11 protein-coding genes are annotated in these 11,153 nt (G+C 66.1%); 6 read left to right on the top strand and 5 right to left on the bottom strand.

What is annotated here, in order from left to right:
• The first annotated feature begins 208 nt into the window (after nt 1-208).
• Nucleotides 209-2,113: a hypothetical protein gene (locus tag L687_RS22955; RefSeq protein ID WP_021198129.1), complete on the top strand. Its 1,905-nt coding sequence runs from the start codon at nt 209-211 to the stop codon at nt 2,111-2,113.
• A gap of 247 nt (nt 2,114-2,360) precedes the next feature.
• Complete coding sequence (locus L687_RS22950) at nt 2,361-2,969, top strand: hypothetical protein (protein WP_021198128.1); 609 nt, start codon at nt 2,361-2,363, stop codon at nt 2,967-2,969.
• Nucleotides 2,970-3,086: 117 nt separating this feature from the next.
• On the opposite strand, the gene L687_RS22945 is transcribed toward L687_RS22950, so the two are convergent.
• A complete protein-coding gene (locus L687_RS22945) occupies nt 3,087-4,406 on the bottom strand; it encodes a DUF418 domain-containing protein (protein ID WP_167540679.1) in 1,320 nt (439 codons plus the stop codon).
• 50 nt (nt 4,407-4,456) lie between these two features.
• Between L687_RS22945 and L687_RS22940 the strand changes: the two genes are divergently transcribed.
• On the top strand, nt 4,457-5,119 hold the full coding sequence (locus L687_RS22940; RefSeq protein ID WP_323131850.1) for a DUF6611 family protein: 663 nt from the start codon (nt 4,457-4,459) through the stop codon (nt 5,117-5,119).
• A 78-nt stretch (nt 5,120-5,197) separates the two neighbouring features.
• Nucleotides 5,198-5,722, top strand: a complete 525-nt coding sequence (locus L687_RS22935; RefSeq protein WP_021198125.1) for a VOC family protein — start codon at nt 5,198-5,200, stop codon at nt 5,720-5,722.
• Here the strand turns inward: L687_RS22935 and L687_RS22930 are convergent.
• Nucleotides 5,719-6,321, bottom strand: coding sequence for a hypothetical protein (locus L687_RS22930; protein WP_021198124.1), 603 nt, complete (start codon nt 6,319-6,321; stop codon nt 5,719-5,721). The two genes, L687_RS22935 and L687_RS22930, sit on opposite strands and share 4 nt — an antisense overlap.
• Nucleotides 6,318-6,839 (bottom strand): hypothetical protein, encoded by a 522-nt coding sequence (locus tag L687_RS22925; RefSeq protein WP_021198123.1) that lies wholly within the window; start codon nt 6,837-6,839, stop codon nt 6,318-6,320. Before L687_RS22925 ends, L687_RS22930 begins: the two co-directional genes overlap by 4 nt.
• Before the next feature lie 139 nt (nt 6,840-6,978).
• Between L687_RS22925 and L687_RS22920 the strand changes: the two genes are divergently transcribed.
• On the top strand, nt 6,979-7,968 hold the full coding sequence (locus tag L687_RS22920; RefSeq protein WP_021198122.1) for an SDR family oxidoreductase: 990 nt from the start codon (nt 6,979-6,981) through the stop codon (nt 7,966-7,968).
• Nucleotides 7,969-7,978: 10 nt separating this feature from the next.
• Here L687_RS22920 and L687_RS22915 read toward each other — a convergent pair whose 3' ends face one another.
• Together L687_RS22915 and L687_RS22910 are read right to left on the bottom strand one after the other, a co-directional pair.
• Nucleotides 7,979-9,085, bottom strand: coding sequence for a fatty acid desaturase family protein (locus tag L687_RS22915; protein WP_021198121.1), 1,107 nt, complete (start codon nt 9,083-9,085; stop codon nt 7,979-7,981).
• A gap of 255 nt (nt 9,086-9,340) precedes the next feature.
• Nucleotides 9,341-10,315 carry an arsenic resistance protein gene (locus tag L687_RS22910; protein WP_021198120.1) on the bottom strand — a complete coding sequence of 325 codons (975 nt, stop codon included), beginning with the start codon at nt 10,313-10,315 and terminating at the stop codon, nt 9,341-9,343.
• Between the two features lie 103 nt (nt 10,316-10,418).
• Here L687_RS22910 and L687_RS22905 point away from each other — a divergent pair, with 103 nt between their 5' ends.
• Nucleotides 10,419-11,108 (top strand): GntR family transcriptional regulator, encoded by a 690-nt coding sequence (locus tag L687_RS22905; protein ID WP_029266035.1) that lies wholly within the window; start codon nt 10,419-10,421, stop codon nt 11,106-11,108.
• The last annotated feature ends 45 nt before the right edge of the window (nt 11,109-11,153 follow it).

The raw sequence follows: 11,153 nt of genomic DNA, 5'->3' as shown, positions 1-11,153 counted from the left end.
TCAGTTTCCCGAGGAGCTCGAGGAGGGCAGACTGGTCTAGAGCCCATCGTGCTTTGTGTCCTTCTTGTGAGTGACTTTGATCGGTACTCACTGGCCATCGCACGATGGCTTCCCCACGTGCACGACGCGAACAACCTGCCGAGAACGACACGACCCCAAGGGGACGTCACACTGAGGTTCAGCTACGCCCGAGAAGGAGGATCGCCGGATGATGATCGACTATCACGTGAGGGACGACTGGCCCGAGGGGGAACCGGACTGGCTCAAATCGCTTGTTTCGTCACTCAGCCGTCAGGGCTACGTTCCGTTCGCACTCCCGCTGACCGTCGCGACGCAGGAGATCCGAGATTGGGTGCAACTCGCGAGTGGTGAAGAAGCCTGGGTTCGGAAGGACAACCAGAACTCGCTGAAAGCGGACCTGGCGCAGTCGGTAGCCTCGCTCGGTCCGTCGCTGCGCACCGCAGTTGCACGAGAGGTCGCTGCGTTGCAGACCTGCTTTGGAGTGCTCGCGGCGAGTGGAAAGGCCGTGCTGTCGCAGGGTCCAGGACTGCGCACGGACCAGCGCTGGGCCGACGTGGAAGGTGCCGCCGACAGCCTTCTCGCAGCCCTCGCGACGGACAGGGCAGTCGGCGCGTGTTGGGATGATTTGGTCGCCATCGCGAAGGACCGTGCTCTAGAGACTCTTGACTATCAGCTCGTCGCCGACCTGCTCTTCGATATGCTCGGCCGGCGAGGTCAGTCAGCGGAGCGCGTCCTGCGTCACGCCGTCGACATGCTCGCGTACGGGCGGGAGCCGGAAGATCTCCCGTTCGAGGAGCGAGAGCTTGCGGTCGGATCTCGCGTATCGAAGGCTCGCGACCTCGTCGTCGCTCCCGAGACTATCGAGTCAGTTGCGGTCTGGCTTGGCTTCAAGGGTGGATTTGTTCCCGAGATCGGCGCGGGCAATGTTCAGTTCTACAACGCACCCTGGCATATCCCGAACTCCGCGCCCGGGCGCCCTGACTTCCCCCACAAGGCAGAACTGGCGAAGATCACGAAGCACGGCGGCATCTTCAAATGGCAAGAGCGGATAGGCGAAGACTATGACGTCGACTTCCTCGTCCGCGTCGACCTCGGACTCACCACGGCCGCGAACGCGTTCGAGCGAGCCGTCGAAGTAATCGACACGATCTTCGCTGTTGCGGTTCACGATTCCAACGGCATCCGTCCACACCTGGCCCAGTACGTGGTCGTGCAGTCTGGAGAGCCCACAACGCAAAGCTTCATGGTTTCACGGGCCGAACCCGGTTTCCCGGATGACCGCCATGGAGCGCAGCTCACCGTCGAAGGACTGGAGCGTCACGCGGCCAAGATCGCCGACGCGCTCGCGACGGACGACCTGCCACGGTTCCTCTCAGCAGCGATCGAGGCTCAGACCGCCGCCGACCTCCCGTTCAGCCGCGCCTTTGCCCTGCGTAAGCCTTCAGAGGCGGATCGCCGCGCGGTGGTTCCACTGGCGGATCGTGTTGTGCAACACGTCGCGGCCTATGCGGCGATGAAGCCTGGCGTTCTCTTCGACCTGCTCGTCGAGAGGTGGGCCTATGCTCGCTGGGCCACCGCCGTCCAGAACGCCGTGCTGCGCTGCCTGCTCGGTGGTGGGCCGAATAGTAGACGCACCAGCGAGCTACTTGGCGAGTTCTACGCAAGCACGAGCCGGCGTCCCTGGATGCTCTTCGCCGCCGACCACGAACAGGAACTTCTCGACCTGTGCCGGGTCGAGCATGAGCGGGGCTGGATCACCCGTATGCTGCGGAGTCTCCGCGACCTCCAGACCTATGAGGAAATCATCGCCGAGTTCCAGGAAGAGGGAGAGAACTTGGGGCAACGACGCACGCGTGTACGCAATTCGCTCGTGCATGGAAACCCAACGCAGTTTGCGGTCGTTGACTCTGTTCGAGAGTTCGCCGAGTTCCTCGGCAACACCGCACTCGGCACCGCGCTCGAGGCCTTCACCTCACAGGGAGACTTTCATGCCGTGCTCGCCCAGACCAACGGCCTTCAGCAGGCTCTCGCAAACGGTCAGACGGCCGCCGACTACTGGCGCGGCCACGTAGCGGCTGGCACCGACGAATGACCTAATCATCGATGCATCGATGCCGCAGACAAGCGCGACGCGGCAGGCGGTGCGTGATCGCTCGCGCCGCCCTGCGCTTGCGGCAAGTCGGCAGGGCATCCTGACCAGCCCAAGCAGTATCTCGCCACGGTCATTGAACCGTGCTCACGCAAGTAGCCGGTTGGATCGATCTCGATCTGGTTGAGGCGACCCAACCGGAACTGGTGGGTCGGAATCTGCGTGCACGTTTTCTCGTTAGGCTCGCGAGATGTTGCCTGCCGTAGACCCAACGCCGATCCCGGTCCTCATCGTCAACGATCCTCCGGGCTGGTGGATCGAGGTCGGGCTGCCGACGTTCACGGCGATTTCGTCAACAATCGTTGCTCTCGTCGCCGTTGGCCTCACTTGGTATCTCGCCAACCGCGAGCGGAAACGGCAGAAGCAGGAGAAGGAGGAGAGCGACCATCGCAAAGCGCACGAGGCTCGCGCGGCTGTGGGCGGCGCGGCCTTCGACTATCTCGAAGCGACGCGTCACAACTTCCGCGACTTCACGGCCTTCCAGTCGCTCGCGCGCGTCTTCGCCGCGACGGGTGTTGAGCAGGAGCCTCTGCTTCGTTGGCTGGCTGAAACATCCAAGACTCAACGTGAGGCGTACCAGGCCGCGCAGTCATGGTCGGATGAGCATGTTCCACCAGACCCGCGGGACTACGACAGCGAATGGGAACATGAGCAGGCTGCCGCGCCACTTCAGGCGTACGAGGTCGCCTATTACGCCGTAGTCGCGGAGATACACCAACGACTGCGCGATTGGATGCTGACCGGAGACATTGACTCCACGCCGGTCAAGTCGTTTGGCGACCACTTCGAGGATGGGTGAATCGAGTCGTCGCGCTTCGCGCTCATGGTTGAAACTGAGGATGTTGCGCCAGGTCTGATCGCAGCGCATCAATCCGTTACCGACAGGCTTCGTGAGACAAAGTGCGACCAATCCTGGTCATGAGATGCGCGGGATTACGGGGGTGCGCGTCTCACCTACCGCTAACTTCCGCGAGATCGGACAGACGGTCGGCGCCTTCACGCGGCTCCGGGTGAGGAATCGGAAGCTGACGTCCCAGACGTACTCGAGCGGTCCCTTGCGGAATTGGCGCATCCAGGGGTTCGCGAACAGGATCACCAGAGCGGCGATCACGAAGAACATCGCCAGGGTTCCGACCAGCGGGTCGAGCGTCTCCGCAAGCGGCGAGTGACCGATGATCGACTGCGCCACCCGACCGAGGATGTTCTGGAGCACGTAGCAGCTCAGGGCCATCTGGCCGACAAGGGAGAGTCCGCGTCCGACGAATCCGATGCGGTGTCCTCGATAGAAGGAGGCCATGAGGGCGAGGATGCCGAACGCGACCAGCGGCGCGGAGAGGAACCTGTTGAGTCCGAACGTCTCTTGCATGAGGAAGAACACGACCTCGCCGGGAATGCCCGCACCGAAGCCGACGATCATGACCCATCTGCGCAGTCGCGCGCCGCGGGCCTCGAACAGTCCGTGGCGGTAGAGCATGGCGCCGAGGGTGAAGACGACGAGACCGAGGGTGAGGATCGAGCCGGTGTCGGTGCCGACCGTCAGGTCGGAGAACACGGTCAGGGTGTTCATCTGCACCTCTTCCCAATATGTCGGCCTGCCGCCGACCGTCGGGGACTCCCCGGGGATCACGAGGCCTGGGAACATCATGACGCTGCCGGTGAAGAGGGGGAGAAGGATGAGCGTGACGTGCGTCACGAGCGCCACGCCGATGAACACCCACTGGCGTTTCTCCGGGAGCAGCAGGACGAATGCCACGACGAAGCCGAGGACGGCGTAGGCGCGGAGTACGTCGAACTGCACCACGAAGATGTAGTTGAGCATTCCGTCGATGAAGAGCAGACCGGCACGAACGAGATAGGTGCCGGGCCACCGGCTGCCGCGCCGGAGCGCTGCCTGGCGCTGGATCTCGAGTCCGATGCCGAACATGATGGTCAACAGGCCCAGGAACTTCCCTTCCGAAAGTGCGGAGACGAGGTCCTGCCACCAGATGTCGACCACCCGTTCGCCGAAGAACGCCTGGAACAGCCAGACGTTGCTGGCGAGAGTGCCGATGATGGCGACGCCGCGGATCACGTCGAGCGAGGCTATGCGGCCAGGCGATGCCATCGCGGTCGTCTCGGGTGCCTCGTGCTCGGCCCTCCCGGCCCCTGCCTGCTCCGGGAGGAGGCCGTCGCCGTGGGGCGGCTTCGCCGTACGGCGATAGCGGGGAAGGGCAGCTCGGGCAGAAGTCTCTGTCATACCTCCAGTCCAGGGCGCGCGCCGTTGCGTCGCCGTATGCCGTTCTCGATATGAGGACGATATGCCGACCACGGAGGCGTCGCCATTCCGCATGGAAAACGCCGGCCGCCGTATGGGTTCCGTCTGTCAGGCGCTCAGAGGCACGCGTCCGGAGCAACGTGGGAGGCATGTCCGTGTCCCGTCCTCCCCATCACGTCCCCGCGCAGACACTGCCGAGCGCTTCGTGCCCTCCATGCTGGGGCCATCTGTCGAGGACCGTGAGCCACTACGGCACCGTCGCGTGCGTGCTCGCGGTCTATCCGCCCGACTCCACGGACGCGGAGCGGCGCATTGCCGAGGCGCACCGCTGGTTCACTCCGCTGTCGCTCGGCGGTGGCGTCGTCGCGTGGGTGGTGCTGTGCGCCGCGGGTTTTCCTCCGTTGCTCGCTGCGATGCTGCTCGTCGCTGCTCTGCTTCCGATCGGCATCATCCTGTCGCGGCGCTCGCGCAGCATCCGTCGGCGCGTGGTCACGGTATCGGCATGTCGGTCCGGGCTCAGCGAAGACACCGCGGCCGAGCGCGCCCAGCAGCTCCGTCTGGAGACCCTGGCCCACGCGCTCGGCGACGCCGCTCTCGCCTGCCGTCAGGGAGTAATCGGTCGTGATCGGTTCGACCGGGTGTGGACGGCTGCCTACGCGCAGGCCGCTGTCATCGCGACCGGTTCCGCCCGGTGAATCCCCGGCTTCTCGGCGACTGTCCGAGGCCCCTTCTACTGTGTGTCTCACTCCGCATACCGGGAAGAGGGAAGAGCCATGACCGCAGCCACGAGCGCAGCCCCGAACGGCTACACGAGCGTCGCCCCCTGGGTCGTCACCGACGACACGGGCGCGCTGCTCGACTTCATCTCCCAGGTCTTCGACGGGGAGGAACTGGCGCGGGTCGCCACGGAAGACGGTCTGATCGGACACGGTGAGATACGCATCGGCGACACCGTCGTCCTCGCCTTCGATCGTCGGCCGGAGTGGCCCGTGATGCCGAGCCTGCTTCGGGTGTGGGTGCCCGACGCCGCAGAGGCCTTCACCAGAGCCGAGGCTGCAGGGGCGAGCGTGGTGACCGCCCTCAGCGACAACGCCTTCGGCCAGCGCGGTCGGCGCATCAAGGATCCGTTCGGCAACATCTGGTGGGTCGTGAGCCGCGTGGAAGACGTCGATGAAGAAGTGATGTGGCAGCGGCTGCAGCAGACCGAGTATGCCGACCAGATGCGCGTCGCGCAGGAGACGCTCGACGCCGAGCTGAGCGGTCGTGCGCACGGGCGCAGCAGCGCGCCGACGCGCTAGTCGGCGAACGGCTCACCCCGATACTTGCGGCACACGCCTCCTGTCTCTTCGACATCTTCCGCGACGGCGTCGACGACCGCGGCCGCGGCGGTGCGCGTGCGCGGTGCGACCTGGCTCAGTGCGAGGGCACCGGTGCACGCGAACACGATCAGGTCGCCGGGGGAGAGCGCCTTCGGCAGCCGGGCGTGCAGCCGCGTGTCGTCTTCGTCGGTGCGGAGGACGGTCTGCACCAGGTCTCGAGCCCGGGGCGTGCGCAGCCGCTCGACGTGGGTGACCAGCGGGACGATCGCGCGGAGATCGCAGTCGACGGTCGCCGACGCCTCGCGATGCCACCCCGGAGGCTCTTCGCGGGCGGTGATCCGTGCCACCACCAACGTCACGTGCGGGTCCGCTTCGGGGTGCGCCGCAGAGGGCGCGACGGGCGCGATCAGTATGCAGGGGGTGCGTCGTTCGCGCGCGAGATCGGACAGCGCTCGCCCGGCGACGACGATGTCGTGCGCACCGATCACGGTGTCTTTCGGCCACAGCTGCCGTGCATCGCGTCGCGGGTCGTTCCATACGAATGCGGTCGAGTGCAGCACCGTGTGCAGGACGGTCATCGTGACGCCTCCACAGAGAGCGCGGCGGTGACGCGCGGACGCACGTCTCGGAGCGTGACAGCACCGACGCAGGGGACGACGACGAGATCGCCTTCCCGGAGGTCGGCAGGAAGAGGCGCGATGGGGTGCGGCCAGGCCACGCCGCCCACCTCGCCGGGGATCAGCTCGATCTTCGTCGTCCGCGCCGAAGAAGCCCGGCCGATGAGGCGGCACTCCTCCCACGCGGCATCCACACCGTCGAACGAGCAGTCCGTGAGCGCGATGCGCTTGTCCTCCTGGGTGTCGACGCGCAGCGTGATCCGGAACAGCAGCACGGTCACGTCGGTTCCCGCGGTCGGCAGCGGCAGGTCGCCCGTGAGGACCGCGGGTGATCCGCTGATCTCGAACAGCCGCAGGAGCGAGATGCCTCCCGCCACGACATCGGTGGTCGTCGGGTGCGTGTGCACCGGCCACCTCCATCCGTCGAGGGGAGTGGGAATGCTCTGTCGAAGCGTGGGAAGGATGTCGGTGAGAGTCATGACTCCGTCCTACGCCTGGGTGATCGTGGCGATGAAGGAGTCTCACGGAACCCATGCGCGTCCATCCCGATCACTCACGACGTCCCGACCTCGTCGAAACGACGCCGACCCGGCGACGCCGGCGTGACAGGATCGGGACATGGGCACACAGGACATCCTCTTCATCGGCGGCAGCGGTGTGATCAGCGCGGCTTCGGTGCGACGGGCGGTCGAGCTCGGACATCGAGTCACCGTTCTCAATCGCGGTCGCTCCGAGGAGAGGGCGCTGCCGGAAGAGGCCGAGCTCCTGCAGGGCGACATCCGTGACGCGGACGCGGTGCGGGCAGCGCTCGGGGACCGTGAGTTCGACGTCGTTGCCCAGTTCACCGCCTTCACCCCCGCCCACGTGCAGGCCGACATCGCGCGTTTCGCCGGCCGGACCGGGCAGTACGTGTTCATCAGCTCCGCGTCGGCGTACCAGAAGCCGCCGTTGCGCTTCCCGATCACCGAGTCGACCCCGCTCCGCAATCCGTTCTCCGGGTATGCGCGAGACAAGATCGCCTGCGAGGATGCCCTGACGAGCGCGTACCGCGATCAGGGATTCCCGGTCACGATCGTCCGCCCTTCGCACACCTACGACTGCACCAGCATGCCCACGCTGGCCGGGTGGAACGACGTCGCTCGGATGCGCGAGGGTCGGCCGGTCGTCGTCCACGGCGACGGTACCTCACCGTGGACGATCACGCACACGAACGATTTCGCGCTGGGTTTCGTCGGCCTCTTCGGGCGCCGTGACGTGCTCGGCGACGTCTTCCACATCATGGGGGACCACGCGCCGACGTGGGATCAGATCTACACCTGGCTGGGCGAGGCGGCAGGGGTCCGTCCCGAGCTGGTGCACGTGTCCTCCGACACGATCGCCGCAATCCGGCCGTCGTTCGCCGCAGACCTGCACGGCGACAGGGCTCACCCGATGGTGTTCGACACCGCCAAGATCCGACGTATCGTCCCCGAGTTCTGCTCCCGTGTGCCGTTCTGGATCGGTGCGCAGGAGATCATCGAGTATCACGATGCCACGCCGGCCCGACAGGTCGTCGACGCCGATCTCGACGCCGATCTGGACCGGATGATCGCGACCGTCCGCGGCTAGAGGCGGCGGTTCACGACCGCAGCGGCACCCCGATCGCGAGCCGCTGATCCGCGAGCGGGCAACGGAACACGTCGCGCTCGCCGAGACCGACCCGGTTGATGTAGCGAACCACGATCGCGTATGAGGCGAACAGGCCGACCTGGGTGTATTGCACGTCGTGCTCCCGGCAGTACGCGGCGATGATCGGGGCGGCGCGACGCAGATGCGGGCGGGGCATCGAGGGGAACAGATGATGCTCGACCTGGTAGTTCAGTCCACCCATGGCGACGTCGAGGAAGCGGCCGCCGCGCACGTTCCGACTCATCAGCACCTGCCGCCGCAGGAAGTCCAGGGTCATGTCCCGAGGTACGACCGGCATCCCCTTGTGGTTGGGGGCGAAGGCGATCCCCATGTAGAACCCGAACAGTCCCAGTTGCACCGCCAGGAAGACGAAGGCGATTCCGGGGGACAGCACGATGAACACCAGTACCAGGTATCCGATCATGCGGACGCTGAGGAACGTGATCTCGGCCCACCGGCGTTCGAGCCGGCCCCGCGCGAACATCCGCCGCACGCTCGAAGCGTGCAGCGAGAGTCCTTCGAGGAGCAGGATCGGGAAGAACAGCACGCCCTGATGTCCGCGCAGCCACGTGATGACCGGTCCCTGGTGCCTCGTCGCAGCCTCGGCGGAGACGGCGATCACGGGGAGCTCAATGTCGGGACCGGAGCCCAGCTTGTTCGGGTTGGCGTGGTGGCGGGTGTGCTTGTGCTGCCACCATCCGTAGCTCATGCCGACGAGCAGGTCGCCGAGGATGATGCTGATCCAGTCGTTCCACCGGCCGGACACGAAGATCTGCCGGTGCGCCGCATCGTGCCCGAGGAACGCGATCTGGGTGAACACGATCGCCAGGACGGCGGCGGTGAACAGCTGCCACCAGGTGTCGCCGATCCAGAGGAACGCGAGCAGGCACACGCCCACAGCGATCGGGGCGGCGATGAGCTTCGTCCAGTAGTAGCCGTAGCGCCGGTGCAGGAGCCCGCGCTCGCGTACCTGCTGCGCCAACTCGGTGAAGGCGCTCGATCTTCGGGACGCGTTGTCGCGCGGACGGGTGTGGACGGTCGGACGGATGACGTCCATGATGACCTCGTCTCCGGCGTCGCCCAGAGCGGGCGGCGGAGGTGTTGTTCTTTCGCGAACGGCCCTTCAGAGCGTCGCGTTCGGATCTTCAGTTGTGCTCGCTGGTGCTGACGGTACGCGCCCAAGCTGGGTGCGCGTTCAGGGTCGGGACGGCGCCCGGCGACTCATGATCGGAAGCCCGATCAGCGTACGCAGCTGTTGGAGTACGTCCCGACAATGCTCGACGGTCCGCCGGGGCGATGATCGTCGCGGCGCTCAACGCTGCCTGATCAGGCGTGGGATCACAGCGACCATCGCCACCATGACGATCAGCTCCACCATCGTCTGGGTGACGACGACGAGCGGCGTGAGCGTGAACGCGTCGGGCAGGGCCAGAGCGAGCGGGAGCACGACGAGAGAGTTGCGCGTGACACCGCTGAAGACGACCGCGCGGCGGCCCGGCGTGTCCAGGCCGGCGACCCGCGCGAGGACTGCGCCGAGGGGCGCGGCGATCACGGCGAAGATCGCGAAGACCGGCACCGTGAGGAACAGGCGCCCCCACGCGCCGCCAACGGCGAACACCTGCGAAGCGACGACGGCCGCGAGGGTGAGCATCATCAGCGGCACCATCGCCGTGGCGGAACCGCGTTCGATCACGCGGGCCGAGGTGAACCTCCTGGTCAGCACTTGGGTCAGTGCGGCGAGTGCGAGCGGCAGTGCGATCAGCAGCAGGAACGCGTCGATGAACGGGCGCGGGTCGACGACGCTCATCGCATCGGTGCCGAGGAAGAGGGAGAGGTAGACGGGGAGCAGCAGCATCTGCAGCAGCATGAGCAGCGGTGTCGCGGCCAGAAGCCGGGAGCGGTCGCCGCCCGCCAGGCCCGTGAACACGATCACGTAGTCGACGCACGGGGTGAGCAGCACGAGAAGCACCCCCAGCAGGATCGCCTCATCGGCCGCCACCACTCTGCTCACGCCGAAAGCCAGCGCCGGCACCACCACGAAGTTCAGGAGCAGAAGCGTGCCGAGGAAGCGCCAGTCGACGAATGCCCGTCCGATGTGCGCGAACGGCACGCCCAGGAACGTCGCGAACAGCAGAACGCCGAGGAGCGGGGTGACCGCCGACTCCCACACCGGTGCCGTCGAGGGGGAGAGGAGGCCGACGACGGCGCCGACCGCGATCGACGCCAGGTACAGCGTCACCTGATGCCGTTCTCCCCATGCCGTGAACGCGCGCACGGTCACCTCCACGACCCGGTATTCTCTCGCCCGTTACGTCGGATGCGATACATTGCAGTGTAGGTAGAACTTCAGGCTCTACAGCGATTCCGTGCTCGAGTGGAGGACAAAAGCGGTGGCACTCTCAGGCGGACCCCTCGAGCGCAGGTCGATGAGCGACGAGGCGTACAACCGGTTGCAGGATGCGATCATCAGTGGCGAGCTGCGCCCGGGTGAACGTCTGCGAGACTATGAGCTCGCAGAGCGCCTCGGCACGTCGAAGACCCCGATCCGGCATGCCCTGGACCGCCTCGCCGACCACGGTCTCGTCGAGATGCAGCGCAACCGCTACACCCGCGTCGCCCCGATCGATCTCGATCAGGTCCGCAACGCCGTCGATCTCTTCGGAGACATCTGGATCGGCTCGGTGCGCCACGTGATGCCCCTGATCCAGGACGACGACATCGTCTATCTCACCGAGCTCGCCGACGAGATGTCCGCGGCGGTGAAGGCACGCGATGTGGCGGGGTTCGGTATCGCGCTCCGTGCGGCCGCCACCGGATTCGCGCGCATCGAGGGCAACGCGTCGCGAGCCGTGATCATCGAACGTCTCGGGCCTCAGATCCGGAGGTTCAGCCAGCACTCGCGGGATGCATTCGACTGGGAGGTCGTCGGTGCTTTCGTCGTCTCCCTTCGGGAGGCGATCCTCGAGCGTGATGCGGTGAAGACCCGCGCGGTCCTCGTCACCTTCTTCGACGAGGTGCTCCCCGCCATCATCGATCGCGCCCAGGAACAGGAGCTCATCCGCTCCGATATCCAGGACTAGCGGGCTCATCCAGGACCAGCGGACTCATCCAGTTTCTAACGGACT

Origin of the sequence: Microbacterium maritypicum MF109 (genome assembly GCF_000455825.1) — a bacterium.
Classification (GTDB): Bacteria; Actinomycetota; Actinomycetes; order Actinomycetales; family Microbacteriaceae; genus Microbacterium; species Microbacterium maritypicum_A.
Note: the sequence above shows the minus strand (reverse complement) of the source record. Positions and strands in the feature narration are given on the sequence as shown.

Bases quoted from the DNA above. Each gene is read 5' to 3' on its own strand.
- L687_RS22955 (WP_021198129.1), top strand. From the start codon at position 209: ATGATGATCGACTATCACGTGAGGGACGACTGGCCCGAGGGGGAACCG.
- L687_RS22950 (WP_021198128.1), top strand. From the start codon at position 2,361: ATGTTGCCTGCCGTAGACCCAACGCCGATCCCGGTCCTCATCGTCAAC.
- L687_RS22945 (WP_167540679.1), bottom strand. From the start codon at position 4,406: ATGACAGAGACTTCTGCCCGAGCTGCCCTTCCCCGCTATCGCCGTACG.
- L687_RS22940 (WP_323131850.1), top strand. From the start codon at position 4,457: ATGAGGACGATATGCCGACCACGGAGGCGTCGCCATTCCGCATGGAAA.
- L687_RS22935 (WP_021198125.1), top strand. From the start codon at position 5,198: ATGACCGCAGCCACGAGCGCAGCCCCGAACGGCTACACGAGCGTCGCC.
- L687_RS22930 (WP_021198124.1), bottom strand. From the start codon at position 6,321: ATGACCGTCCTGCACACGGTGCTGCACTCGACCGCATTCGTATGGAAC.
- L687_RS22925 (WP_021198123.1), bottom strand. From the start codon at position 6,839: ATGACTCTCACCGACATCCTTCCCACGCTTCGACAGAGCATTCCCACT.
- L687_RS22920 (WP_021198122.1), top strand. From the start codon at position 6,979: ATGGGCACACAGGACATCCTCTTCATCGGCGGCAGCGGTGTGATCAGC.
- L687_RS22915 (WP_021198121.1), bottom strand. From the start codon at position 9,085: ATGGACGTCATCCGTCCGACCGTCCACACCCGTCCGCGCGACAACGCG.